Below are 26,887 nucleotides of genomic sequence, written 5' to 3'. Positions count from 1 at the left end.
TTGGCTCTTCAGATCGTGGATTGGGCATGAAAAAAGAGAAACCGAAGTTTCCCTTTATATACTATCACGCTCCCAATTAAAGAATGGCTAACCTTCTAAAACAGGAATAATATGTTCCCAATTCAGCTGTTTTGCATAATCCAATGCTGTTTTTCCCATTTGAGATTTTATATTTCTGTCGGCTCCGGCATCCAGTATAAGTTTTACAGAGGTCAGGTTTCCGGCAATGGTTTCTTTGTGAAGGAGAGTAAGGCCCTTTTCATCTGCATGCGTAATTTCATCAGGATAGTCCTTAAGAAATTTAATAAATTCCCCTTCCATATTTTTGCTCATCGGATGTTCCACCAGATTTTCCGGTTTCTCTTCTTGGTCATTCACGACAGGGATCTTATTGAAATCTCCGAAATCAAGATGCCATGCATCATCATGCTCTTTTCTTTCATCCTCAGACATGTCAGCACGCATTTTATGAATGGTAAATCCACCATAAGCTCTTGGTATTACCTGTTCGGGAGATGAAAACAGTTTAGATAATCCTTTCGGTTTCTGTACCGCAGGAGTGATGGCAAAAAGCCAGTCACTGATTTCGTTCAGTGGAATTTCAAAATAATCTCCGGGCTGTATATTGGTGAGATTGTTCGGTTCATTCATCAGGAATCCACTCACGGTATCACCATCAAAATCAATTTCATTGATCCACATGTGCTCTACCGTATTCTCTCCTGTTTCAGGATCTTCCTGACTGAATGAGGCTTTTACACAGGCAAGATCCAGCGCAGGTATAATCCTCCTGTTTTCCCAGGACTGCTCCCGCCAGAAATATTTGAACGTTTCTCTTGCTTTTTCATACGCTTCGATCATTTTAGGGTCTGTCCCATCAGTAAATATAAACGAATTCTCTTCCATTGTGATTGGGTTTGGTAAAGTTAGAATTTGATGTTGATAATGATGCCGGATTTAAAAGTGTTCTGTAACGCTTTTAAACCCGGCATTTTTTTTATTTTGACTAAAATACAAAAAAAATATAAACGGACGTTTGGTTTTTTTGGGAAATTTTCAATGTTTTCTATTCTTTATCGACCGTTTTGGGGAGTAGTGCTGCTGTTTTATAATAGCTTATATCGGTGTCTATATGATTCTGAAGATTCTTAAAAGTAGAATATTCATAATGTTCCCATTCAAGGTCATTACCCGGATTGGGAGTTTTGTCTACAGCAAGTTCAAGCTTTCCGTCTTCCTGATAACTAAATTCAATGGCTGCATATTTTTCTCCGTTTTCATCAAGCGTATACCAGCATTTTGTGGTTCTTTCCGGTATGGGTTGTAATGTTTCATTATCAAGAATTTGCGAGCAGATAAAGTTTTCAGGATCATCGTGATAGAAAACAGTTTTTGAAATCAAAGGCTGCTCATCTACCGATAAAGAGTACATCTTGTTGGTGGCAATAATAAAGTCTCCCGCAGATTCTCTTATTTCAATATCGAAAAGGTCAGATTTTTCTTTAAGATAATTGACGATCTGTTCTTCATCTTCATCCGGGCTCATAAAATAATTAATGCTGTATATCTCATCTTCGGTAAGAAATTCGATTTCTTTAAGTACCTCAGAATCTTTGTCATAATAGTATAAATGATAGTCGTCCAATTTCTCAGCTTTCGCTTTTGAAATCACTTCTCCAAAAATGTTTTTATATACTTTTTTCATGTTTAGTGGTTTAATGTAAGGTTGTGTTATCATAGTGTTTGTACCAAAGTAAACTTGGGATGATCTTACCTATACTGAATTCCGCAGTCTTTAGATAAAATTATCATCCTTTGGTTAAAGTTGACTTCAGAAAAATATGCACAGTTTAATGCAGTATTTTTTCAGGATTATTTTCCTGAAGTTGAAAGCCGTTGATATGTACAGTTGTGAGAGAAATTCTTTGATAGTGGATACAATACCTCTATCTTTAGCGAAATCTTCATCCGCTGAAGGTATGATTAACGTTTTATTCTGGTAGTCTGTATAACATACCATTTGTACTTTTTCCCATAAGTATGGATGCTGTCCATCAGTTTAAAATTTTTACCTCTGTAATCAGTTTTCATGGGGTTGTTTTTTTGTGAGTTCAAATATATTTAAAATCAGAGAATTAAGGAATTATATCTGAATTTTTATAATAAGGATTTTTTGCTAAGAAGCCGGGACATAGTAAATCCATCTCAGAAGCATAAATATAGGGAATCTCCGGGTTACGATTTTCAATAGCGGAAAATTCACCTTTTTCATTATATAAAAGGTCAAAATGGTAGGAGATCTGTTCATCAAAATAATACTTCCGTACCACAACGTCGGATCCTCCTTTAAAGTAATTTTCCTCCTTTTCATAGATCATCATTCCATTTTTGTCATAAAGGCAGGTAATATAGAATTCATCAGACTTTCCCTTTGTGTAGCCTGCACTAAACTCTTTTCTGTATTCTCCGATATTCTCACCTCTGATCAGCGTAAAGTCTATTTCGCTGAATGTTTTTACAAGAGACAAAGCTATTTCCTGTTCAGATTCGTATTCTTTCAGATGATAGCAGAACTCCGCTCGGTCATCTAAAATGGTCCGGTCAAAAGGGGGTGAATGTATAAAATCTTTCCATAGTAAAAGGATTTCTGTGAATTCTGAAAAATGAATTTCCTGAAGATAAGATCTATTCATATCCGTATCTTCAAACACGACAGAAGTATCCGTGTACCTCATGGTAAGAAAATGAAGATAGATTTCTTCGCAGGATCCAGGATCATAGAAACCTTCTGAAATAATACAATCGATCTGGGTAATGATTTCATCGATAGCTTCTTCATCAGGGAAAGAGTTCAGAAAATATCCCAGAAAATCATTTTCAATACGGTGTATCGCTATTTTTTTATTAACCGTTTTGTCACCGGGAAAAGTGAACGGGCGGTTGACAAATAAAAGCTTATATTTCTCTAAAATATTGACATATTGAGTGGTCATACCTTAAAAACATTTAAAATGTATTCTAATTTTCAGTGATCATACAAAGGTAAAAACGGATTAAACGTCCTTGATAAAATCTTCATATTCATAATAAAACCGCTCAAAACCATCCATTTTTTCCCAGAAAAATTCGAAAATTTCCTGCCACGAATTTTTATTGAATATTGAAACATCATGTTTTTCAATCCAGATTTTACTGATTACTTTTCCATTGTCCAGCGTAAAATATTCATCTTTATGAAAATCTCCGATGAAATCCTGAAGAATATCTTCCAGAGACCAGATCTTTTCATAATAAGCATTCCGGAAAATTTCATCCTTCATTTCTATATCCAATGACACTTCCGCCTTTTTATTATCGGCATTAAATTTAAATGAAAAATCCTTGATCTTGGTATCATACAGGAGCCATTTTCTTGGAAAAGACTTTCCAAATGCCGTCCAAAACTCCTTTTTTAACTGCTGTGCTTCTTGTTTACTGAACATATGAACAAACTTAAGGATTTAATGGGAAAAGGGCAAAAAGGCACATACCATACCTGTGAATTTTACTGTTTTTATTTCTTTACCTTCTTTGCCGGTGAAACTACATTGATCTAATTCAAAGTATTTTCTTATTTTTGCTATAATGCTTTCAAAAAAATCTCAATATGCTTTTAAAGCGCTTTCGTACCTTGTAGAGAAAAGGAATGATGGCCCGGTCCTTATTTCCGAAATTGCGGAACATAAGAAGATCCCTTTAAAGTTTTTAGAAAATATTCTGCTGGAATTAAAAAAGGCGGATATCCTTGACAGTAAAAAAGGAAAGGGAGGAGGATACTTTCTTAGGGAAAATCCTGAAAATGTGAAACTTGCAAAAATTATCCGTTTGGTGAACGGGCCTATTGCCATGCTTCCATGCGTAAGCTTAAACTTCTATGAAAAATGCGATGACTGTAATGAAGACCATTGCGGGCTGCATGATGTACTGATAGAAGTCCGGGATGCATCGCTGAATATTCTGGAGAGTAAAACTTTAATGGATCTGGTCGACTGACCTGATCCTTTTTTTTGAATAATTAGTCTACTCATTTGGTAGGATAATATTTTTATTTGATATTTGCAGTGCACCAAATGAAACAATCCCATGAAAAGCTCTTCTCCTGAAGGCTTTTAAAAGGCTCCGACCAACAGATACAGGAAATTATATTATCTGGGAACCGGAATTGTAGCGTAAGGACTGTAATGATATTGTAATATGATAATTTCAAGAAAAATCCAGATAAGACTCAATGTATTCTTTATTACAGCGGCAATACTGCTGATTGCAGTGGTATCCATGTATGAACTAGGTTATATGGATGAGCTGCTGAATATTTTAGCCAAAGACCATTATATTTTTTACTGGATGCTCCTGGTCGGTGTATTTGCAGAAATCGTAGCCGGATCCATGGGAATGGGATATGGGGTGATCTGTACGACCACTCTTTTATTTCTGAATATTCCGCCTCATATCGTCAGTGCCAGTATCCATTCTGCAGAAAGTTTTACCACAGCTGCCGGAAGTTTGAGCCACATCAAACTGAAAAATGTAAGTAAAAGTCTGGTTAAAAAACTGGCCATTCCTGCCGTGATTGGAGCGGTCATCGGGGCATTAAGCCTTACGTATCTGGGAGAGTACTATGCGAAAATCACGAAAACACTTATTGCGTTCTACACTCTTTATCTGGGAATTCAGATCCTTTCCAACGCGTTTAAAAAGAAACAAAACAGGGCCATGAAAAGAAAGACTCATCTGACAAGGCTTGGTTTAATTGGTGGATTTATAGATTCATTTGCCGGAGGAGGCTGGGGACCACTGGTTACCGGAACCCTTATTAAAAATGCATTTACCCCAAGATTTGCAGTCGGCAGTTCTACTGTAGCCAAATTCATACTGACCATAACAGCGGCTGTTACTTTCTTCCTTACTTTGGGAATCCAGCACTGGAACATTATTCTTGGTCTTCTGATAGGCGGGATTATCACCGCTCCATTTTCTGCGATGCTCACGGCAAAGCTTCCTGTGAAGAAAATGTTTCTGGTCATCGGGATCCTTGTTATTGTCATGAGTTCTATAACTATTTATAAATCAGTTTTTAATTAAAACAAATGAAATTCGTGAAAAAATAAAAGCTTCAAAAACATTTTTAGCTTCGAAAATATTTACATTTACATCATTAAATAATAGACAATGAATTTACATGTAATAGCGCTTTTTAAGTTTAACGAAAACTATCTGATGGACGCTGTAGAATTGTTTCAAAATCTTGTAAAAGAGACGAGAAAAGAAGAAGGATGCCTTCAGTACGACCTGATCGAAGACAAAGACAATAAAGGAACTTTTTTTATGGTTGAACTTTGGGAAAGCGTTGAGCATCACAACAGACACAATGGACAGGATCATCTTCTGGATTTCCGTAAAGATGCTTCAAAAATCATGGAAAGTGCTGTAGAAGTGTATAAAGGGTTTAAAATTTATTAATTTTAAAGAGGTAAGCATTTAAAAATTTAAAGAGGCAGGGGTTACAAAAATTGTTATCTTTTAATTCTCTAATCTTTCAATCTTTGAATTAAAAATACCATATAAAAGGCGGTTTCAGAATTCTGAAACCGCCTTTTGATTAGAAAAAATAGAAAGTATTAAAATTTTGAGTTTATTTTACGATAAGTTTCTTTGTTTCCGTACTGCCGCCAAAAGTGATTTTTACCAGATAATTTCCTGCAGTAAGGTGGGATAAGTTAAGATCCTGCTTGTAGAAACCAGCCTGATTGGTCAGTTCTGCAGTATAGACTTTTTTTCCTGTAAGATCATAGACTTCTATGCTTCCTTTGTTGTTGGCTTTTTCTTTAACATCAAAAAGAACAGTTACTTTTTTGTCTGCCGTCGTTGGGTTGGGATAGATCCCGAAAGAAGCTTTTTTGCTTACTTCTGTAATTCCCAAAGTGGCGGTGATCTTTTTGTATTTGAAATACATGTCTCCTGTAGTAGCGCCTCCATTGGTTGTGAAGTACATTCTGTAATAGTCATTCCCTTTTTTCACGTAATACACTACATTGTTGTAAACGTTTCCAATCCCTTTCCATGAATGACCTATCGTGGTAAGATTTGATGAGAAATTGGTGTCAGCAGGAGTCGTAAAAGTCGCTGTTTCCTGGGTTTCAGACTGCACTTTGGCTACTTTTACACTGGGTCCCTGAATAGCCCCGGTAAGAGGGTACATCATCATGTTGTTATAGAAAGTATAATATTTGGTAAACATAAAATCCCAGCCGCTTTTAGAAGGTTCCATGTTAGGAACTTTTGCTCCTGTCGTGAAGGAGAAGTAGTTAAAGTAAGCATCATCCGATCCGTTGGCAAGGGTTCTGGTTTCAGTAGGGCCCCATGCTGTTCCGTTCCATTTTGAATATTTAAAAGTGTATCCTGCAAAAGCATCTTCAATAGCAAATTTTACGTAGGTATTGGAGGTAGTATATTTCAAAACAAAAATTGCTTTCCCTTCAATGTGGTGATTCAAGCTGTTATATACTCCCCAGCCTGTTGATGGAAGAGTAGGATGGGTAACAGGCCCTTGTTCAAAAGCTCCCTGGCTTATATCTGTCGCCTGATCGGGATTGTATAAAGGCTCACCCCAGCTTCCTATATTGCTGATGTTGATATTATCCCAATCTGCCATGTTGGTAGAAGCAGTATATACCTCGATACTCATCGCATCATTCACTCTTGAACCAAATGCAAAGTTGGAATTTCTGTAAAAAGCAACATCCCACGTATTGGCTGGCTGAGAAACCATATTACCGTTGGCAAGGTTAAAAAACACACGATTCTGGTAGGAAGGTCCCATCGTCATATTTGCCTGCGTATATCCTAATGCATCAGTTTGTGCTAAAACAGTCTGTTGAACAGAAAGAGCAAGAACTGAAGCCAATAATAGTTTTGTTTTCATAACTGATTTTTTAAATTCTTATTTAGAATGATTCTACAAAATTATATAATTATTTTTAATCAGTCTAAATAAAAACATGACATTTGTCTTGTTTCATAATAATCGATCGAAAAAATAATTGTGTTCAGTACAAAAAAAGCCGGCTGGAAATCTTCCGGCCGGCTTTGTAAAGGGATATACAGTCTGATAAATCTTATTTTTTAATGAACTTAGATTGAACTGCCGATCCTTCAGCGGTTTCCACAAGCATATAATAAACTCCTTTCTGAAGAGTACTGATGTCAAATTTCTGTCCTTTTAATTTTCCTTCAGCTACTTTTTGTCCTGCTGCAGAGTAAATCTCAATATTTTTAGGTTCTGTTCTGGCGATAAATTCTAAAGCAGTATTGTCAGAATTTACAGCAAATTTAAAGTTCTCTTTTATTTTAGAAGTATCATTGACTGCCAATGAGGTACTTGGCTTATAGGCTACATCATCAATCTGGATAGCGACGTGCGTAGCCGTTGGAGTAAATTTAAAAACAATATAAGAACCTGTAGTCGAAGGAATATTAACACTGATGTTCTGAATAACTCCAATGGTCGTTACATTGATAGGAGTTCCTACCCCCACAAAAGTAGACATATCGCTAGGGCTTGTTGCTAATCCTATCTGAATCGTTCCGGGCCCTGGAGATGGAGATACCAACGTAGCGGTAAATGTCAAAACCTTATTTCCTGTTAGATTTTCAATCAGAGGAGTAACAAGATAAGAAGGAGTGGTCGCGTTATTACCCGCATAAGATTGGATAAATCTCTGTGTATTATCATTTTCCAGAGCAGCTACAATCATTCTTGGGGGTGCCGGTGGAAATGCACCTGTAATAGGAGCTACTACTGCGGACCAGCCTCCCTGAGGAAAAGTAGTCGTTCCGGTAGTAAAGTTGTTGAAATTTTCATTAAGCGTCGCTACTTGTGCATTCGCTGTAAAAGCCGTCAGCATTAATGTTCCTAAAAGTAGTTTTAATTTCATAACGTTATTTTTATTTAGAATTATTCTACAAAAATAAGTATTTATTTTTAACTATTCTAAATAAAGCATTATATTTGCCAAAATTTTTACTCTATGAAGAAGAAGGTGCTTTCCGTTCTGTCACTATCCATTGCCTTTTGGATGAACGCACAAGAAAAAGATTCTCTTACTAAAAATAAAATAGAGGAAGTTGTCATTACCGGGCAGTATACCCAGCAGTCCATCAACAAATCAATATATAAAGTTGATGTCATCGATGCCCAACAGATCAAAAATATGGCGGCAACCAATGTGGCAGATGTTCTTAATCAAAGTCTTAATATCCAGATTACGCCAGACACCCGTTCGGGTAATTCTACAGCCAATATGATGGGACTTGATGGAAATTATGTAAAAATATTAATTGATAATATTCCGGTAGTTGGAGATACAGGACTTGGAAGTAACATCGACCTTACCAAACTCTCTCTGAACAATATAGAAAGGATTGAGATTGTCAAGGGAAGCATGGGAGTGGAGTACGGGAATGGAGCAGTAGCAGGAGTAATCAATATTATTACAAGAAAAACAAGTGCAAAAAAGGTTGCAGTAAAAGCATCTCTTCAGGAAGAAACGGTAAGAAATAACTACGACCTTAAGAAAAAAGGAAACGGTAGACATATTCAGAACTTTAACGTAGATTATAATATAGATTCCAATTGGTTTGCGAATATCAGTTTCAACCATAATCAATTCATGGGATATGAAGGTGAGAGCAGAGGGTATAAATATTTCGGAACAGATCCTGAAATAAAAAGAGGCTATGAATGGAATCCGAAGGATCAATATGATGCTTCAGCATTGGTAAGATACACCAAAAACAAAACTTCATTCTACTATAAGCTTTCTTATCTGAACGAAAAATTTAATTTTTACAATCCGGAAATGAGTAGAATTCCTCTGAACGACGGGCTGGGAGGCGTGGTGTATCAGAGCAGGGATAGAGAATACAATACCAACCGATGGATTCATCAGTTCAACATCCAGGCAAATTTAGGAAACATCCGCTATATGGGAGACTTTTCTTACCAGACGCAGGATAGAAAATACTTTGATTACAACTACGATATTCCTAACAGATCGGTTACAAGTAAGGATGAAAAAAGATCTTATTATCAAACCGATATCGTCTATTCAAGAGGAATGTTCAGTAATTTCCTGAACAATAAAACCTTTGATTTTCAGCTTGGTTATGAATTAGATTATACGAACGGTCAGGCAGCCCTTATTGCAGGACAGTTTTTTGGGGATTCTGTGAAAAGAAATATCTTCACTTACTCCACATTCGTTTCAGGAGAATGGAACATTTCAGATCAATTCTCAGTAAGACCGGGAGCCCGACTTTCGGTCAGTGATAGGTTTGATAATCAATTTAATTACGCTCTTTCTGCAAGACTTAAAACCTCTGAGAATTCAAATCTGAGAGCTGTTGCCGGTACGGCCAACCGTTTTCCTACCTACGACGAGCTGTTTACCTACTTTGTGAATATTAATCATGACCTTCAGGGAAATCCTGATCTGAATCCTGAAAAAGGTTTTTCAGCGGGTCTTTTCTGGGATCAGAATTTTTCGGCGGGTAACGATTGGAAAATAGCGTATGGCGTTAATGCACTTTACCTTGACGTACAGGACAGAATAGAAATGGTGATGGTGAAAAAACCTTCCACCTATAAATATATGAACCTCAATACTTATAGAAACATGCTTCTATCTGCTAACGTAGATTTTAGAAAAGACCAGTTAGCATTTTCTTTAAGAGGTTCGGTTAATGGGACTTCAGTATCAATGAATGAATTGGAGCACACTTCTCCTACAGATTTCCAATATCTTGTACAGGCAGGAGCATCGGCCAACTACAAACTGAAAAATTCAGGGACAGGCTTTTCATTGTATTATAAATATACAGGGCCTGGAAGAAATTATGTGCTGGAAAGTGATTCCGAAGGCTTCAGACTGGGTAAAACAGATGGTTTTCATATGATGGACTTCATTGTCAGTCAGCCTTTCTGGAAAGATCACATGGAAGTTTCGGTGGGGGTTAAAAACATCTTTGATGTTACCAGTCTGAATTCTACAGCCAATGCAGGATCGGCTCACACTGCCGGGGCAGACCGTATTAATTTATATTACGGAAGAAGCTATTTTGCAAGATTAATCTATCAATTTTAAAACATAAGCGATCATTATGAACTATTTAAAAATTCTATCCCTTCTTTCTATTGTTGCTTTGCAGTCATGCCTTGCAGCAGATGAAGATCCGGTGCCGGTGGCTCCCCTTACAGGATCAATAGTAGATGTTGCCGTTGGAGGACCTACAGAACCTAATCAGGTGTGGATTGATTTAAGTGATTACCAGAATGCTGCCACCAATACCAGAACCAGCTGGGATCTTGGGTTTTACACAGGAGATGCATTCCGTGTAGTGATCAATGGATCTATAGCGATGACCGTTGCCAAAATTCCGAATGCTACAGATATCAATCTCGTAAAGGAATCAGACGTTACTGCATTGAAAGCAGAAGCTCAGGTTGGAACATTCAGTGTAGCCAATATGCAGTATGTTGATAATCCAATTGGAAATTTCCTGACCCAAACCACAGGAATTGATGCCATTAAAGAAAATGATACAGAGAACCCAATCTATCTCGTCAACTTAGGAAGAGATATTCCACCTTCAAGTAACATCGGAGCCGGATCTGTCAGTTTATCCGGAGCTTCAAGAGGCTGGAAGAAAATTCAGATTTTACGTGCCCTGAACGGCTATAAAATAAGGTATGCTGATGTATCAGCAACGACTTATCAGGAATATGTTATTCCAAAAGATACCGAATATAATTTTAGCTATTTCAATCTTAAAACAGGTACTCCTGCTAAGGTACAGCCGAAAAAGAAAAAATGGGATCTGGCCTTTACAACGTTTACCAACGAAGTATTCTCTGCCCCCACTACAAGCGCTGGAAGCTATTTCTACGCTGATTTTATTATCACCAATACTTTAGACGGAGTTGGAGTATATCAGATCAATGCAGGAGGTAATCTTGAACAGGCTTATAATGCATTCAAATTAAGCGATGTAGATCAGTCTAAATTTATTTTTAATGATCAGCGTGCGCTTGGAGATAAATGGAGAACCACTACAGGAACGCCCGATATACCACAACCCTTTGTATACTCAGACCGTTTCTTTGTCTTAAAAGATGCAGAAGGATTTTATTTCAAACTGAGATTCAATGCCATGAAAGACAAAAATGGAAACAGAGGTTCTTCCAATTTCGAATTTGACCCTTTATAATCAATCTAATAATAGTATATCATGAAAAAAATTATCCTTGCAGCTTCCATTCTGATGGCAGTCTATTCATGCAAAAAAGAAGAAGGTGCTAAAAAAGAAAATACAACAGAAACATCTGCTAAAGCTCCGAAAAGCAACAACAAGATCGTTACATTGAGCGGTGGAGTTACAGAAATTGTAAGTGCACTGGGCCATGAAAAAGAAATTGTTGGAACAGATGTTACCAGTACGTATCCTGAAACATTAAAAACTACAGCCAAAGATCTTGGTCATGTAAGATCTATGACGATCGAGCCGATCATGGCGGTGAGTCCCACTTTAATTTTAGCCTCAGAAAAAGATATCAATCCTGAATTAATGGCTAAAATCAAGTCTTCAGGGATTAAAACTGAGGTTTTCAAGCAGGAATTTACGGTAGAAGGAACCAAAAAGCTTATTGCCGATGTAGCCAAAGCAGTGGGAAATACAGATTATCAGAAATTGAATGATAAAATCGATGCAGATTTAAAACAGGTTCAGCCCATTGCTAAAAAACCAAAAGTATTGTTCATCTACGCAAGAGGAAACATGCTGATGGTTTCAGGAACAAAAACTCCAATGGACGCTCTCATCACTCTTGCGGGTGGACAAAATGCTGTAACTGATTTCGAAGATTTCAAACCTTTGACACCGGAAGCAGTAGTAAAAGCTAATCCTGATGTTTTATTCTTCTTCTCAACAGGACTTCAGGGTGCCGGTGGAAATGAAGGAGCCCTTAAAATGCCGGGGGTAGCTCAGACGAACGCAGGTAAAAATAAGAAGATCATCGCAATGGACGGAGGATTGGTTTCAGGTTTCGGACCCAGACTAGGAGAAGCAGCAGTAGGATTAAACAAACTTTTAATTGAGAACACAAAGTAAATTATACTTTTATCTGACTATAGGTGCCGTACTGCTTGCGATCATAGCAGTACTGGCACTTAATACGGGAGTCTACGACTTTGGAGGAACATCACCCTTCAAAGTTTTATGGCAATACATAAAAGGTGATCCGGGCTTATCTTTAAGCGATCAATATGTAATTTGGGAGGTAAGAGCATCCAGAATTGTCATGGCTATTTTAATAGGAAGCATGCTCGCAGTTTCAGGGACGAGTCTGCAGGGATTATTTAAAAATCCTTTGGCAACCGGTGAGGCAATAGGTCTAACTTCCGGGGCAACATTACTTGCGGCAATTGCCATTGTTTTAGGAGGACATTTCAAACAATATCTTCCTGAAGTAGTACAGTTTTCACTCGTAGGTATATCTGCTTTTGCAGGCGCCTTACTAGCCATGATGCTGGTATACAGGATTTCTACAAGCGCAGGGAAAACCAATGTTGTCATGATGCTGTTAAGCGGTGTCGCCATCACATCCATCGGCTTTTCGATTACAGGCTTTTTGATTTATATTTCAAAAGATGAACAGTTAAGAGACCTTACGTTCTGGAATATGGGAAGTCTTGCTGCAGCTACCTGGACAAAAAATATAATTTTGGCGGTAGTGATCGTTATTTCTTATGCGATCTTACTTCCGAAAGGAAAGGCACTGAACGCTATGATGTTAGGAGAAAGAGATGCTCAGCATTTAGGAATAAACGTTGAGAAACTGAAAAGGCAGATTGTGATTATCACCTCTTTGATGGTAGGAACCTGTGTGGCATTTTCAGGAACGATTGGTTTTGTTGGTCTTATTGTTCCTTATATTTTAAGGCTTTTATTTAAATCAAATTATGTGTTTATTTTACCATTATCCGCAGTTTTAGGAAGTATTTTACTGTTGATCGCCGATACCTTCAGCCGAAGTATTGTGGCACCATCAGAATTGCCGATCGGTATTTTGACTTCATTAATCGGAGGACCTGTTTTTATTGCTATTTTAATTAAATTTAAAAAATCACTCTAATGATAAAAGCACATCAGATCAATTATCTTCACAAGGATTTCCATATTCTTGAGGGCGTTGATGTCTCTTTATGCTATGGAGAATTTTTAGCGATTGTTGGACCCAACGGAGCCGGAAAGTCAAGTCTGCTCAGTATTTTGGCTAATGAAATAAAACAGGGAAAACAGGAAATTTTATTCAAAGACCAGTTGATTGCAGAATGGGATGTGAAAGAATTATCTAAGCATAAGTCTAAATTTTCCCAGCACAATTCCAACGAGATTCCTCTCGACGTAAAAGACGTAGTCATGATGGGGCGTTATCCGTACTTTGATTCACAGCCCCGTAAAGAAGATTTTGAGGCGATGAATACAATGATGAACGAAACAGATGTTGAGCATCTTAAAAACAGAGAATACAATACACTGTCCGGCGGTGAAAAACAACGGGTTCATCTTTCAAGAGTAATGGCCCAGCTGGAAAATAAAATCGCCCATAAACTGGTATTTCTGGATGAACCTCTGAATAATTTAGATGTAAAACATCAGTATAAAGCTTTGGAGATTATTAAAAACTTCACCAGGAAAGGCAACAGCGCGATCGTTGTGCTTCATGATCTTAATCTTGCAGCGCAGTTTGCAGATAAAATTTTATTAATGAAATCAGGAAAGGTATCTGCTTACGGAACACCGCAGGAAGTCTTTACCGCTGAAACAATCAGTGAGGCGTACAATTTTCCCTGCACCATTTGCGGACACCCTATTACCAATAACCCAATGATCATTTTTGGATAACCATGGAAAAAGATGAATTAAAAATCCTCGCGCAGAATCTCGCCAATCCACAGGGAGAAAAAGGAATAGAGATCGGTGAGATGATGAATGCCACCAACATCAGCATGACCTTAGAAAGCATCAAAACGCTTTTGATAGAAGATGATGAGTACATCCTTGAAATAGGACACGGAAATGTCGGACACCTTAAAAATATTTTAAGCAGAGCTCAAAATCTGAAATATACAGGCGTTGATATTTCTCAAACCATGCATGATGAAGCTAAAAGGCTGAATGAAGATTTTAAAAGCCAAGCTGATTTTGTATTGTATGAAGGAAAAGAACTTCCCTTTGAAGACCAAACTTTTGACAAAATATTTACGGTCAACACAGTCTATTTCTGGGAAAATCCGGTTGAGTTTCTCAATGAAATCCATAGAGTTTTAAAGAAGGACGGCATCTTCGTTCTTACTTTCGGACAGAGACAATTCATGGAAACACTACCGTTTACGGAATACAATTTCACTCTATACAGCAACTCTGAAATGGAAGAGCTGGTTTCTGAAAGCCACTTCAAGAGAATGAAAATTTCCGAGAAAGAAGAAGATATACAAAGCAAGTCAGGAAAAGAAACCATCCATAGAATTTATACAGTTTTAACCATAAAAAAATAAAATAATGAGCACGTTAGTGAATGATCTAAAGGAAAAATGGGAGGCTCTGAAGGCAGAAAATCCACATATCAGAATACGAAATGCAGCAGTACAGTTAGGCGTAAGCGAAGCTGAATTATTAGCCACCAGCATAGGAGAAGGCGTAACCGTTTTAAACCCTGAATTTCCGGCTATCCTTACCGAGGCAGAGAAACTAGGAAAGGTGATGGCGCTTACCCGTAATGACGAATGCGTGCACGAAAGAAAAGGAATTTATCAGAATGGAGACTTCAGCAGCCCGCATGCACAGCTTTTTGTAGGCGAAGATATTGACCTCAGAATATTCCTGAACCACTGGAAATCTGCATTCGCAGTAGTGGAAGGAGACAAAAAAAGCCTTCAGTTTTTCGGAAAAGACGGTCTGGCGCTTCATAAGATCTATCTGACAAAAAACAGTAACGAAGCCGCTTTTGATGCGATTGTAGAACAATTCAAAGCAGAAAATCAAAACGATGCTCTAGCAGTTGAGGTAGTAGCTCCAAAAGCACCGGAAGAGGCAGACTCTGAAATTGATGCTGAAGGATTCAAAAAAGCATGGACAGAATTAAAAGATACCCACGATTTCTTTATGATGACAAGAAAATTCGGGGTGAGCAGAACTCAGGCTTTAAGATTAGCACCGGAAGGATTTGCTCAAAAGATCGACAATGCCAAAGTGGTGAATGTTCTTGAAGATGCTTCAGAAAAGAATATTCCGATCATGGTATTCGTTGGAAACAGAGGAATTATCCAGATTCACACAGGAAACGTAAAAAAAACACTTTGGCACCAGCAGTGGTTCAATGTCATGGATCCTGACTTCAACTTACATTTAGATGTTACCAAAATTGCTGAAGCATGGATCGTAAAGAAACCTACTGAAGACGGAGAAGTTACAGCTATTGAAGTTTTCAACAAAGAAGGAGATTTTATCGTTCAGTTCTTTGGGAAGAGAAAACCGGGAATTCCTGAGCTGCAGGAGTGGAAAGATCTTGTAGCAGAATTAGAAAAGTAATAATTAGATGATTTTGAATGGGCCGTTTTGTTTTTTTTATTCAAGGCGGTCTTTTTGTTTTGATGCAGATCGCTGGATTTGCTGAAGAATAAATCAATTGTAATTTTTTTAAACCACTAAAGTCACAAAAGCTAATTAAACACTTTAGTTATTTTTAAAGGTAATACATTGCGCATACGAAGTACACTTAAGTTCTGTGAAAATCTTTGATTTTCAGCTTATGTGCTCTTATTATTTTCAGGATGGTAAAACTTTTAAAACTAAAGTGTTCTAAAGTGTTCAAATAAAAAAAAATCGTGACTTTTGTGGTTTAGAATCAACATAAAAATTGGTGATATTTGTAAAAAATCATTTGTGTAATTTGTGTTTAAATAAAATAAAAATGAAAAATATTTTCATAGCCGTTTTACTGGCTGGATTCTGTTCATTAAGCGGACAGGATTTTAAAGCTTACCAGTTTTATGACAAAAAAGGAAAAGGAGTAAAAACAGACCAGCTGATTAAAGAACTGGCGGAATACGATGTCGTTTTCTTTGGTGAAAATCACAACAGCTCTATCAATCACTGGCTTCAGCTGAAACTGACAGAAGGTTTGTTTGAAAAGAAAAACGGACAGATCATTCTGGGGGCGGAAATGTTTGAGAGAGACAATCAGGATCAGCTGAATCAATATTTAGAAGGAAAATTGGATGCTAAGACATTCAAAGATTCAGCCCGTTTATGGAATAATTATGCGACGGATTATAAACCATTGGTAGATTTCGCTAAAGACAAAAAAGTGAAATTCATTGCCACCAATATTCCAAGGAGATATGCTTCCCAAACCGCAAAAGAGGGGCTGCAATCTCTGAATGCATTAAGCGATAAAGAGAAAACCTATATTGCTCAGCTTCCTATTAAAGTAACTTTGGAAACTCCGGGTTATCAGGAAATGAAAGCGATGATGGGAGACCATGCGGAAGGAACAAAAGTGATGAATTTCATTTCAGCACAGGCTACAAAAGACGCTACCATGGCCGAATCTATCCTGAAGAGTATACAAACAGGAAAAACATTTATTCACTATAACGGAAACTATCACAGCAAAGAATTTGGTGGAATCTATTGGTATATTAAGCAGCAGAATCCGAATCTGAAAATGGCGGTGATCTCTGTTTTTGAATCTGAAGATCCGGAACTGAAAGTACCGGCTAAAGACTATATCCCTACAGATTTCAATCTAATCATTCCGACTGATATGACGAAAACATTTTAAAATTCAATAGAAACGGGCTTAGGTCCGTTTTTTTGTTTAAAATATCCTGGCGAGTTGTATAAAACTTCTATTCCACTTATCTGTTTAAAGGGACATTATCTATCTTTGTAACTCCAAATAATAAAAATGAAAAAAATACCTTTTCTGTTCATCCTTTTTATCGGTTTTATCAATGCGCAGAAACTGACTTCCCATGAGATTTCTCTGATCAACAACGGAGATGTCAATACGGCACTTCCTATTTATCAGACTACAGACGCCAATCAGCATAACACATTATTAAGCTTATCTTCAGAGATTAATCCTGTTGATCCGAATACCGCAGTTTTAGTGAAAAGAATGAAAGAATCCCTTTTGTCTACAGACGGTGGAGTAGGCATTGCAGCCCCTCAGGTAGGAATCAACCGCAAAATCATCTGGGTACAGCGTTTTGATAAAGAGGGAAATCCTCTGGAATACTTCATCAATCCTGTCATTGTCTGGAGATCAGAATTGCAGAATCTTGGCCCTGAAGGAGACTTATCCATTCCCGAGTTCAGAGATCAGTTTTACAGAAGTAAAGTGATTCAGTTAGAATATGTGGATCTGAAAGGGCAGAAGTACTCCGAGCTTGTAGAAGGCTTTACGGCAGTGATCTTTCAGCATGAGATAGACCATCTTTTCGGAATCTTAATTTCAGATAAAAAGGAAAAAGAGAAAAATGATTCTTATAAAAAAGTGGATGCTTTTAAAAGGAGTGATTCTGCAACGAGATAATGGTTTTGTCTGAATATCACTTCAATCTTTCGTTGCGTTTTTTATCCTGCTTTTTGAGTAGATTGGTTACTTTTTATTTCTTGTATACTTACATCTTGGAAAATTTATACATCCCAAGAAAACGCCATACTGACCTCTTCTCTCCATAAGATGTCCACCACAGTTGGGGCATGAAATATTTTTATTCGTGTTGGAATTAGCTCGTAGTGCTTTATCTTTATTTCGACGGTTTATTTTTGCAGCCAGAATTTTTGCGACAATTTCTTGCTTAGTGTATTCGTTAATGTGATCGTGATCATACTTTTTAATTGTTTTGACCAACTTATTGATATAAACAACATCTGTATAGGTTTTGGTTTTAAGCGTTGCTCTTTTTGTAAAGGTAATGATGGAATAATACCTCAGATATTGATAATTTTTCAATACGTGTTTTAAAGCATAAATATGCCCTTGATTCTGTAAAATAGGGTTATAAAACTTACGTCTGTATTGATAAATAGCCTGAATCCAGGATTTATCTTTTTCATACCCTAAAATCCAACCTTTGTAATTCTTGGTTTCAATAACAAATATTCCATAATTTGAAACAATAATATGATCGATCTGTGAAGAGGAACCTTTAATCTTCAACTCAATATTATTCAGAACAGTATATTTTTCAGTATTCAGCCTTTTGAGAGCCTTTGAAGCTTTATTCTCACCAATATATCCTTTTATTTTTGGACTATAGTATTTAATTGCCAAGAATACAATCACTAAAAGACAAATAAGTAAAAAACTATGATCCATGATATTCATATCCTATTTCTGTTGATGTTTTTTGGTTTTATACTTGGATGAATGGAAAGTTGTTAGATGGATGTCATTAAGTTGATCAGGAAATTTCAGTCCTGTTTGCTCCGGTTATGATTTATAATATAAAATAAGGCCTGTTTTTTTGTTTTCCATAAGTAAAGAAAAAATCTGTCTCCAAAGAAACAGATTTTTTATTAAAAAGCAATTGATCTTAGTTATTCGTTACTGCAAGCTTCACTTCAATATTACCTCTTGTTGCATTAGAATAAGGGCAGATCTGGTGAGCCTGGTCTGTTAATGCCTGCGCTTCTTCAATAGATACGCCCGGAATATTAACATCCAATTCTACGGCTAATCCGAAACCTCCGTTGTCAAGTTGTCCGATGCTTACCTGAGCAATGACCGTTGTTTCTCCTGTTTTTGCTTTAGATAAACTGATTACTCGGTTAAGAGCACTGTCAAAACAAGCTGAATATCCTGCTGCAAAAAGCATTTCAGGATTCGCAAAGTCATCATTACCACCACCAAGGGCTTTAGGCATTCTTACTTCAACATCCAAAACTCCGTTTTCACTTTTTACGTGTCCGTTTCTTCCTCCTTGTGCTGTTACTTTTGTTGTGTATAACGTTTTCATTTATTTTTCTATTTTGTTTAATATTTTTAAGATGGTTTCTTTAAGGTGTAGCAGATCTTCTGTTTCTATACCTATTTTAGTTTGAATTTTTCCCGGAATTTCACAGGCTTTCTGTTGAAGTTGTCTTCCTGACTCCGTTAGAAATACTTCGACCACTCTTTCGTCCTCTTTTTTTCTTTTTCTGTCGATGATTCCTTTAGCCTCAAGCCTTTTCAGAAGAGGCGTTAAAGTTCCACTGTCCAGAAAAAGCTTTTCACCAATATGGTTCACTGCAAGACCGTCATTTTCCCATAACACCATCATCACAAGATATTGTGGATAGGTAATATCAATTTCATCCAGGAACGGACGGTAAAGTCCGGTAATCTCTTTCGCAATCACATAAAGCGGAAAGCAGATCTGGTTTGATAATTGTAACGATTTTGAATTTTCCATAAGATTGAAGATGAAAGAATAGAATGAGTATATTATTTTTTAATGATGAATTCCTCCATAGGAACTCTTACTTTCTTCATGGTAGAAAGCCAGTCATTCGCTGCATCTCTGTAACCAAGATATAACAGGCTTACACTTTTTAATCCTAAGTCTTTAAGATTAAGAATTTCGTCAACTACTGCATTGCTGAAACCTTCTGCCGGTGTACTGTCGATTTTTAATTCTGCAGCCTGAGCCATTGCTAAACCTAATGCGATATAAGTCTGACGGGCCGTGTGAGCAAAATGCTCTTCAGGAGTCTGAGCACCATACATTTCCTTGATCTTATCAGTATAACTGCTGAAACGTCCTCTCGGTAAGTCTCTTACATCGGTATGATGATCATATACTTTATCAATTTTTTCATTAGAATAACTGTCCCATGCAGCAAATACCAAAACATGTGAACTGTCTCTCATCACTTCGGGATTAAGGGCTCCCTGTACCATTTTTTCTTTTAATTCCTGGTTTTCTACCACCACAACTCTGAATGGCTGAAGCCCGGACGAAGTGGGAGCAAGTCTTGCAGCTTCCAGAATAGTGTTAAGATCTTGTTCTGATACTTTTTTTGAAGGATCATATGCTTTTACAGCATGTCTCCATTGTAGGTCTTCTATTAATGACATTTCTTTTATTTTAGATTATATTTATCTGTGTTTATCATTTCCGAAATTAAGTTCGCTCTAAATGACAACACAAATGTAGACTTATTTATATTGTGCACAATTTAATTTTGATAGATTTAATTGATGGCAATAGTAGAGATTAACTAAATAATAAATATATAACTGATAATCAGTGTGTTGTTTACATTTTCTTTTTCTTTTACAGAGCTGAATTAAAAATCCCCATTATAAAAGCATAATGGGGATTTTAATGAGGTTCATCTGATTATTTTAGTCAGTTTTTTTCAGTGCAGTATTTTTGAGCAAAAAAGAAACTATTTAGTTGAAGGAATTTCATTAATTTGCTTAATAATATTGGTGTTTTTTTCAATACCTATATGGTATGCTTTTCCTTTTTTATGGCTCTGACTTGTTTTTTCAAGAAGAGTTTTATAATCATCTGCTTTTTTAGACAGATAAAAAATCTGAGGACTTATGCCAATAGATACCCGAGTGAATTCTTCCGGTTTTTCCGGATCTTCTGCTACATTGGTGATAACTGAATGATTATACCAGGTCAGGTTCTGAGAACTTGAACTGCCGGAACAGGATGTGATCATAAATAAGATTAATAGGAGATAAGTCCAGACTTTCATAGAAAAAATATTTGATAAACAGTCCCTGCAGCTTTTGATGATAAAAAAATACAGGAGCTGTATAAGTTAGTTAGAATCCGCAGCCTCCAACGTTTGGAGCTGGTGAAGGAGAGCATCCTGAAAGTGATGAGAAGATATTCAGTACACAATTGGTGTTCACTAAATTGTTATCATACAGATAAGAGGCAGTAGGGCTTCTGTAATAGACATTTCCTGCTGTATTGGCATAAGAGGATACAGAGGCAGATCCGCAGCTTGTATTGATGCATGCATTTCTCCATGCGGTATCTGTAACAGGTCCGCTAGGGAAGAGTGAAGGATCAATAATTCTTTTTTCAGTAACTCCTGATGCATTTTTGTAGCTTACCAGAATCGCAACGTGATAGCTCCAGGCTACACAGCAAGTTCCTGTGGATGCTTTCAGGTTTCCGTAGACAAACTGTTTCTCACAGTCGTAGCCATTGTTGATCAGGATTTGTCTCATTTTGTGAGCTCTTGCATAGCATCCGTCTACAGGATATCTGAAGGTGATGCATGGTGAAGACGCCGTTGAAGTACCGCAAGCCTGGTTTTTAATCAGCGTAAACATGCTGTTGAGGGTAGCGATGTTAGGAAGAACGCTTGTTAATTTATTGGCTTCATTTTTAGCTTCTTTTGTAAAAGTAGATTTGAAATACCGGATATCATCCTCGCTTCCTTTTTCTACTTTTGCAATTTCATGCGTGTTAGGCTTGATAAAAACCTGGATAGGAGATTCGTTTTTCAGCGCTTCTCTGATCAGGCTGATGTACTTTTCATTCTCTTTGGTAGGGGTAATTGTATAAAACTGTGCAGTAACAATAAATGATACTTTCAAAGTTCCATTTTCATCTTCTATCCCTACCGGAACTGTTTTCCCAAGATCCGTAAGATTTTTGCTGATGGTTTCATTCTGACTCATTTGCTGTTCCGCGTTTGAATCATTACAGGCATTAAATGACAGGGCTGCCACAAATACCATCATTGATAACAGAAATTTTCTCATAATTTTCATAGTTTGGTGGTTAATAATAAAATATATTAAGTTTTTGGTGTGTTTTGCATTATTTTCACTGAAATACAGGGTGAAATAGTTCACTTTAATGTGATATTAAAAGTAAACAAAAATAAAATACCAACAAATTATTTTATGATAAAAAAATAAAAATTTTAACATATACTTAAACAAAACCAATGTTTTAGGGCTTTACAGTATGGGTTCGTTACCGATAGGTTAATAAAATTTCAGTAATGATAAAAAAAAATACCGCCATTTATTTGTGACAGAATATTTTTATAGTAGGAGCAAACTATCGATCAGTCTTTGCCCAATCGCTTCTTAAAATGAATTCTTTGATCAGAGTTTCATAATAATAGAATAGACGGCTGTCTTCACTCATCTGATTTTCAAGAACAATAACACTTACATCCGAACCGGGAATGTACATGTTCAAAGAAGCGAAACCATCACCCAAACCGGTGTGTCCCAGATAAGAAATACCCTGGTCTTTAACGATCCGAATATTGTAACCATATCCCATCTTATCTTTTCCAAATACATCATGTTGTGACAGGATAGAAGAAGTCGTCATGAGCTGGTACGTTGTAGAATTTAAAATTTTTCCTTTATGAAGAAGGGAATTCCATAATGCCATATCTTCAGCGGTCGAAATTACACCGTCAGCAGGCATATTTTCATCATTGATAAATGAATTTTCTACGGGAGTGAAAACATGATCTTTATTCATATGGCCGGAAACCAGGTTTCTCCGTTTATTTTTTGAATAGCAGAAAGTATTGTTCAAATGAAGTTCTTTAAACAGATCGGTTGCCAATTGGATATAAGATTTACCTGAAACCTGTTCAATGATCTTTCCTAAAAGGATATTTGATAAATTACCATACTTAAATTCTGTACCGGGTTTAAAGAGCAATGGTTTTTCTGTATCCACAATTCCGTGGCTATGATTGAGTAGCTGGTGAACCGTGACGGAATCTGCCCATGACTGTGTCAGAGAAGAAAGATATTTTTTGATTGGAGCCTGAAGATTCACATTGCCTTTCTCAAACTGTTTTAGCAATAATACAGAAGTGATCTGTTTGGTATTGGACATGATTTCAAACTGATCCTTCATTTTTAAAGGGACTTTTGTTCTGCTGTCTTCAAAACCATAGGCTTTGGAGTATTTTATTTTTCCGTTTTGGGTAATCAGAACCACTCCGTTGAAAGGTCTTGGAGACGCAGGAGATTCTATTAAACTGTCGATCCGGCTTTTATAATCGTTTTTACTTTGGGCGCATGATTGAGTTGCCGTGAAAAGCATTCCCGCAGTGAAGAGAATTCTGATAAATGATTTCATTTGGTTTTTTAACTTAAAAATTACAGGTGATATAAAAAATTATAGAAGCATCAAAAATAAGTTTTAAAATAATACATTGAATGAAAATTTTGAATTTTAAGCGGTCACTTATAACTCGTCTATTGTTACAAATGAAAAAGACCGGCTGTAGAATCACGGCCGGTCTTTATTTCTATTGTGGAGGTACTTATTTCTGAATAAGCTCAGCTCCGAAAACATCTGCAAAATGCCTTCTGATATTTGCTTTAAGATCTTCCACTTCCCCGGTGGTCAGTTCTCTTTCAAGTTCTCTTTTTACAGAAGTCACCTGTTTGTCTTTGATCCCGCAAGGAATAATGTATTCAAAATATCGCATATCGGTATTCACATTCAAAGCGAAACCGTGAAGAGTTACCCATCGTGAAGCTTTTACCCCCATCGCACAGATTTTTCTGGCGTAAGGTTTTCCCACATCCAGCCATACTCCGGTTTCTCCCGGTGAACGTTCCCCTTTAAGACCAAAATCACCAATCGCTCTGATGATCACTTCTTCCAGATTTCTCATATACAAATGAATATCCGTAAAAAAGTTTTCAAGGTCTAGAATAGGGTAGCCCACAATCTGTCCGAAACCATGATACGTGATATCACCACCACGGTTAACTTTCACGAAAGTAGCATCAATCTCTTTCAGTTTGTCGATCCCGGCAAGCATATTTTCTTCGTGACCGCTTTTTCCTAAGGTATAAACATGAGGATGTTCTACTAATAAAAAATGATTAGGCGTTGTGATATGCTCTTCTGCAGGTAAATCACGGTTTTTTATTTTAGTATCAATGATATTTTTCATCAGACTCTCCTGATAATCCCAGGCGGGCTGATATTCTTTGATACCCAGATCTTCAAATTCTACCGATTTATTTTGATTTGTATTCATACGTTGCTGTCTGTTTTCTTAATGGACCAATGGAATTGCCATTTCCTGCCATTTTTTGGACATACAAATTTAGTGAATTTTAAGCTTTTATAGAATGGATAAAATCTATGGCAGCATTCTTCCAGTCTTTATGGTTTAACAGCGTATGAACGAAGGCTGTTCCTATAATTCCTCCGTCTGCTTTTTCGGTAACATTCTCAAAATCTTCTTTTGATTTAATTCCAAAACCAATCATCACAGGATTCTTAACAGGAAGGGAAGCAAGTCTTGAAAGGTAGTTTTCATTTTTAAGAACGGCATTTTCATTTCCTGTGGTGGATGAAGAACTTACCGCATACAAAAACCCGGAACTTAAAGAATCCAGATACAGAATTCTTTCATCTGAAGTTTCAGGGGTCACCAGAAACGTAAAATTAAGGTTATACTTTTTTAAAATCGGCTGATAATTGCTTTCAAATTCAATTGGAGGAAGATCCGGAATGATCAGTCCTGAAACTCCACTTTCCGAACATTCACGACAAAATTCTTCAAATCCGAAACTGAGCACAGGATTGATATATCCCATCAGAATTATGGGAATCTGTATTTTGTCTTTAACGGTTTTCAGCTGGGAAAAAAGTTTTTCAATCGTCATTCCGTTTTGTAAAGCCTGTTCATGAGCCTGCTGGATCACCGGACCATCTGCTACGGGATCTGAATAAGGCATTCCGATTTCCATCATATCGGCACCGGATTGCTGGATCAGTTGTATAATATCAGCGGTATCTTCCAGTTGCGGAATTCCTGCTGTGAAGTATATGTTGAGTTTTTTCATTTTTTATTGTATTAATGTATAGAGTCAAAAGTACAAAGTATAATGTACAAAGTAATAGGTAGAGATACATGGTACATTTTACATCCGACATTTTACAGATTCTTTAAATACGTTTCCATATCCTTATCTCCACGTCCGCTCAGGCAGATCACGACAATATCATTTTCATTGAATTTCTTTTTATCTAAAACTGCCAGGGCGTGAGAACTTTCCAGCGCTGGAATAATTCCTTCCAGTTTCGTTAATTCAAAAGCAGATTGTAAGGCTTCCTCATCATTAATACTGAAAAATTCAGCTCTTTTTTCCTTAAATAAATGCGCATGAAATGGCCCGATTCCAGGATAATCAAGTCCTGCCGAAATAGAGTGGGGTTCAATCACCTGTCCGTCTCCGGTTTGCATCACAAGACTTTTGCTTCCATGCAGAACGCCTAAAGTACCAAGGAAGGTTGTAGCTGCGGATTTTCCGGAATTAACCCCCAGTCCACCGGCTTCTGCTGCAATTATTTTCACGTCTTTTTCTTCTACGAAATGGTAAAAAGTTCCTGCAGCATTACTTCCTCCTCCCACACAGGCAATAACATAATCAGGATTTTCTCTCCCGATTTTCTCTTTCAATTGTTCTCTGATCTCCTTTGAGATGATGCTTTGAAATCTGGCTACCAAATCAGGAAAAGGATGAGGCCCCACCACACTTCCGATGACGTAATGCGTCGTTACAGGATTATTGATCCAGTCTCTAAGCGCTTCGTTTACTGCATCTTTTAAAGTTTTGGAACCTGAGGTAGCAGGAATCACTTCTGCGCCAAGCATTTTCATTCTTGCTACATTCGGCGCCTGTCGCTGAATGTCTATTTCACCCATGTAAACAATGCATTCCAGCCCCAGTAATGCGCAGGCTGTAGCAGTGGCTACACCATGTTGTCCGGCTCCTGTTTCTGCAATAATTCTTGTCTTGCCGAGGCGTTTGGCCAACAGCACCTGCCCTAAAGCGTTATTGATTTTATGGGCTCCGGTATGGTTGAGGTCTTCTCTTTTTAAATAAATCTGAGTATTGTACTTTTGACTTAAATTCCTTGCAAAGTAAAGCGGGGTAGCACGTCCTACATAGTTTTTAAGCAGGTCCTGATACTCATTCTGAAACTCTTCAGATTCTATGATCTGAAGATAGTTTTTCTGCAGTTCATCTACATTGGGATAAAGCATTTCAGGGATAAAAGCGCCTCCGAATTCACCGTAATATCCGTGTTCATCAGGGTTTTTATAATTCATTTTTTATTCTTTATTAATTAAATAAGCTTTTTTTTCAAAAAATGGGAAGGGTTCTTTGTACTTCCCAAAGGTTTAGAGTATGTTCTGTTTCGTGATCTGTCAGTTCATCTGGTTTTTTAATTTGATATTTCATCGGTCAGACTGCTGATAAATTGAATATTATAATTTCGTTGCTGTCTTGTGATCAGTTTTTTATGATGCATGAATTCAATTTTACTGATCAGATCAATTAATGTCGCCGTATCTATTTTCGAGTCATACATGGTAACAGCAATTTCCAGATTGTCAATTAAAAAATAAGGATCTGAAACTTCATAAAGCAAAAATATCTTAGCATAAATCTTTCCAAGATCATATTTAACATGCTCTCGCACATGACTGTCCAAAAATTTGTCAGAAATAATGACCAGATAATAGCTGTTCCAGAGATTGATCCTTTCAAAGAAATACTGAATATCATTTTCATCAAAGCTTTTGATGATTCTAATGAATTCCTTTAGCGGTCCGTCCAGAGTCCAGTATTCCGTATCACTGTCATTTTGAGAAACAAAATTATACAGCGACTGGATTTTTTTATTTCCAAACTTGGGCGGAAATAAGGTTTTATAAAATGTTTTTTTTAACAGATGGATGTTCATCATCTTTA

The 26,887-nt window shown here is 37.0% G+C and carries 29 protein-coding genes; 12 read left to right on the top strand and 17 right to left on the bottom strand.

Going from position 1 to position 26,887, the window contains the following annotated elements; all coding sequences use genetic code 11:
* Positions 1–87: 87 nt before the first annotated feature.
* The 4 genes from BUC06_RS15995 to BUC06_RS15980 all read right to left on the bottom strand — a co-directional run bounded on the left by BUC06_RS15995 (position 88) and on the right by BUC06_RS15980 (position 3,482).
* Positions 88–906, bottom strand: a complete 819-nt coding sequence (locus BUC06_RS15995) for a DUF2314 domain-containing protein (protein ID WP_073335018.1) — start codon at positions 904–906, stop codon at positions 88–90.
* Positions 907–1,066: 160 nt separating this feature from the next.
* Positions 1,067–1,705 (bottom strand): hypothetical protein, encoded by a 639-nt coding sequence (locus BUC06_RS15990; protein ID WP_073335017.1) that lies wholly within the window; start codon positions 1,703–1,705, stop codon positions 1,067–1,069.
* Between the two features lie 430 nt (positions 1,706–2,135).
* Positions 2,136–2,993 (bottom strand): hypothetical protein, encoded by an 858-nt coding sequence (locus BUC06_RS15985; protein WP_073335016.1) that lies wholly within the window; start codon positions 2,991–2,993, stop codon positions 2,136–2,138.
* Positions 2,994–3,053: 60 nt separating this feature from the next.
* Positions 3,054–3,482, bottom strand: a complete 429-nt coding sequence (locus BUC06_RS15980) for a DUF4268 domain-containing protein (RefSeq protein WP_073335015.1) — start codon at positions 3,480–3,482, stop codon at positions 3,054–3,056.
* 142 nt (positions 3,483–3,624) lie between these two features.
* Here BUC06_RS15980 and BUC06_RS15975 point away from each other — a divergent pair, with 142 nt between their 5' ends.
* The 3 genes from BUC06_RS15975 to BUC06_RS15965 all read left to right on the top strand — a co-directional run bounded on the left by BUC06_RS15975 (position 3,625) and on the right by BUC06_RS15965 (position 5,499).
* Positions 3,625–4,032, top strand: a complete 408-nt coding sequence (locus tag BUC06_RS15975) for an RrF2 family transcriptional regulator (protein WP_073335014.1) — start codon at positions 3,625–3,627, stop codon at positions 4,030–4,032.
* A gap of 201 nt (positions 4,033–4,233) precedes the next feature.
* A complete protein-coding gene (locus BUC06_RS15970) occupies positions 4,234–5,121 on the top strand; it encodes a sulfite exporter TauE/SafE family protein (RefSeq protein ID WP_073335013.1) in 888 nt (295 codons plus the stop codon).
* 87 nt (positions 5,122–5,208) lie between these two features.
* Positions 5,209–5,499, top strand: a complete 291-nt coding sequence (locus BUC06_RS15965) for a putative quinol monooxygenase (RefSeq protein ID WP_073335012.1) — start codon at positions 5,209–5,211, stop codon at positions 5,497–5,499.
* A gap of 172 nt (positions 5,500–5,671) precedes the next feature.
* Here BUC06_RS15965 and BUC06_RS15960 read toward each other — a convergent pair whose 3' ends face one another.
* Positions 5,672–6,961, bottom strand: a complete 1,290-nt coding sequence (locus BUC06_RS15960; protein WP_073335011.1) for a T9SS type A sorting domain-containing protein — start codon at positions 6,959–6,961, stop codon at positions 5,672–5,674.
* Positions 6,962–7,154: 193 nt separating this feature from the next.
* Positions 7,155–7,973 (bottom strand): T9SS type A sorting domain-containing protein, encoded by an 819-nt coding sequence (locus BUC06_RS15955; protein ID WP_073335010.1) that lies wholly within the window; start codon positions 7,971–7,973, stop codon positions 7,155–7,157.
* A gap of 93 nt (positions 7,974–8,066) precedes the next feature.
* Here BUC06_RS15955 and BUC06_RS15950 point away from each other — a divergent pair, with 93 nt between their 5' ends.
* The 9 genes from BUC06_RS15950 to def all read left to right on the top strand — a co-directional run bounded on the left by BUC06_RS15950 (position 8,067) and on the right by def (position 17,698).
* A complete protein-coding gene (locus BUC06_RS15950; protein ID WP_073335009.1) occupies positions 8,067–10,181 on the top strand; it encodes a TonB-dependent receptor plug domain-containing protein in 2,115 nt (704 codons plus the stop codon).
* A 16-nt stretch (positions 10,182–10,197) separates the two neighbouring features.
* On the top strand, positions 10,198–11,304 hold the full coding sequence (locus tag BUC06_RS15945) for an HmuY family protein (RefSeq protein ID WP_073335008.1): 1,107 nt from the start codon (positions 10,198–10,200) through the stop codon (positions 11,302–11,304).
* A 21-nt stretch (positions 11,305–11,325) separates the two neighbouring features.
* Positions 11,326–12,204 carry a heme/hemin ABC transporter substrate-binding protein gene (locus BUC06_RS15940; RefSeq protein WP_073335007.1) on the top strand — a complete coding sequence of 293 codons (879 nt, stop codon included), beginning with the start codon at positions 11,326–11,328 and terminating at the stop codon, positions 12,202–12,204.
* Complete coding sequence (locus BUC06_RS15935) at positions 12,188–13,228, top strand: FecCD family ABC transporter permease (RefSeq protein ID WP_073335006.1); 1,041 nt, start codon at positions 12,188–12,190, stop codon at positions 13,226–13,228. The genes BUC06_RS15940 and BUC06_RS15935 overlap by 17 nt, the downstream gene beginning before the upstream one ends.
* Positions 13,228–14,001 carry a heme ABC transporter ATP-binding protein gene (locus BUC06_RS15930; RefSeq protein WP_073335005.1) on the top strand — a complete coding sequence of 258 codons (774 nt, stop codon included), beginning with the start codon at positions 13,228–13,230 and terminating at the stop codon, positions 13,999–14,001. The genes BUC06_RS15935 and BUC06_RS15930 overlap by 1 nt, the downstream gene beginning before the upstream one ends.
* Before the next feature lie 2 nt (positions 14,002–14,003).
* Entirely contained in the window at positions 14,004–14,654 is a 651-nt protein-coding gene (locus BUC06_RS15925; protein WP_073335004.1) for a class I SAM-dependent methyltransferase, read from the top strand.
* Between the two features lie 4 nt (positions 14,655–14,658).
* Complete coding sequence (locus tag BUC06_RS15920) at positions 14,659–15,687, top strand: hemin-degrading factor (RefSeq protein WP_073335003.1); 1,029 nt, start codon at positions 14,659–14,661, stop codon at positions 15,685–15,687.
* Between the two features lie 382 nt (positions 15,688–16,069).
* Complete coding sequence (locus BUC06_RS15915; protein ID WP_073335002.1) at positions 16,070–16,942, top strand: ChaN family lipoprotein; 873 nt, start codon at positions 16,070–16,072, stop codon at positions 16,940–16,942.
* A 126-nt stretch (positions 16,943–17,068) separates the two neighbouring features.
* Positions 17,069–17,698, top strand: a complete 630-nt coding sequence (def, locus tag BUC06_RS15910) for a peptide deformylase (protein WP_073335001.1) — start codon at positions 17,069–17,071, stop codon at positions 17,696–17,698.
* A gap of 66 nt (positions 17,699–17,764) precedes the next feature.
* Here the strand turns inward: def and BUC06_RS15905 are convergent, their stop codons facing one another.
* The 11 genes from BUC06_RS15905 to BUC06_RS15855 all read right to left on the bottom strand — a co-directional run bounded on the left by BUC06_RS15905 (position 17,765) and on the right by BUC06_RS15855 (position 26,882).
* A complete protein-coding gene (locus tag BUC06_RS15905; protein WP_228423780.1) occupies positions 17,765–18,496 on the bottom strand; it encodes an NERD domain-containing protein in 732 nt (243 codons plus the stop codon).
* Positions 18,497–18,704: 208 nt separating this feature from the next.
* Positions 18,705–19,127: an organic hydroperoxide resistance protein gene (locus tag BUC06_RS15900; protein ID WP_073335000.1), complete on the bottom strand. Its 423-nt coding sequence runs from the start codon at positions 19,125–19,127 to the stop codon at positions 18,705–18,707.
* Positions 19,128–19,562: a MarR family winged helix-turn-helix transcriptional regulator gene (locus tag BUC06_RS15895; RefSeq protein ID WP_073334999.1), complete on the bottom strand. Its 435-nt coding sequence runs from the start codon at positions 19,560–19,562 to the stop codon at positions 19,128–19,130. It abuts the gene before it with no gap.
* 32 nt (positions 19,563–19,594) lie between these two features.
* Positions 19,595–20,227 (bottom strand): NAD(P)H-dependent oxidoreductase, encoded by a 633-nt coding sequence (locus tag BUC06_RS15890; protein ID WP_073334998.1) that lies wholly within the window; start codon positions 20,225–20,227, stop codon positions 19,595–19,597.
* Positions 20,228–20,541: 314 nt separating this feature from the next.
* Positions 20,542–20,826 carry a hypothetical protein gene (locus tag BUC06_RS15885; RefSeq protein WP_073334997.1) on the bottom strand — a complete coding sequence of 95 codons (285 nt, stop codon included), beginning with the start codon at positions 20,824–20,826 and terminating at the stop codon, positions 20,542–20,544.
* Positions 20,827–20,932: 106 nt separating this feature from the next.
* Positions 20,933–21,886: a protein-glutamine glutaminase gene (locus BUC06_RS15880; RefSeq protein ID WP_139263380.1), complete on the bottom strand. Its 954-nt coding sequence runs from the start codon at positions 21,884–21,886 to the stop codon at positions 20,933–20,935.
* A 304-nt stretch (positions 21,887–22,190) separates the two neighbouring features.
* Positions 22,191–23,240, bottom strand: coding sequence for a serine hydrolase domain-containing protein (locus BUC06_RS15875; RefSeq protein WP_073334995.1), 1,050 nt, complete (start codon positions 23,238–23,240; stop codon positions 22,191–22,193).
* Between the two features lie 187 nt (positions 23,241–23,427).
* Positions 23,428–24,156 (bottom strand): lipoyl(octanoyl) transferase LipB, encoded by a 729-nt coding sequence (lipB, locus tag BUC06_RS15870; RefSeq protein ID WP_073334994.1) that lies wholly within the window; start codon positions 24,154–24,156, stop codon positions 23,428–23,430.
* A gap of 79 nt (positions 24,157–24,235) precedes the next feature.
* On the bottom strand, positions 24,236–24,970 hold the full coding sequence (gene trpA, locus BUC06_RS15865; RefSeq protein ID WP_073334993.1) for a tryptophan synthase subunit alpha: 735 nt from the start codon (positions 24,968–24,970) through the stop codon (positions 24,236–24,238).
* A gap of 92 nt (positions 24,971–25,062) precedes the next feature.
* Positions 25,063–26,241: a tryptophan synthase subunit beta gene (gene trpB / locus BUC06_RS15860; protein ID WP_073334992.1), complete on the bottom strand. Its 1,179-nt coding sequence runs from the start codon at positions 26,239–26,241 to the stop codon at positions 25,063–25,065.
* A 116-nt stretch (positions 26,242–26,357) separates the two neighbouring features.
* Positions 26,358–26,882, bottom strand: coding sequence for a hypothetical protein (locus BUC06_RS15855; RefSeq protein ID WP_139263379.1), 525 nt, complete (start codon positions 26,880–26,882; stop codon positions 26,358–26,360).
* Positions 26,883–26,887 lie beyond the last annotated feature (5 nt).

This window comes from Chryseobacterium carnipullorum (assembly GCF_900142785.1).
Lineage (GTDB): Bacteria > Bacteroidota > Bacteroidia > Flavobacteriales > Weeksellaceae > Chryseobacterium > Chryseobacterium carnipullorum.
Note: the sequence above shows the minus strand (reverse complement) of the source record. Positions and strands in the feature narration are given on the sequence as shown.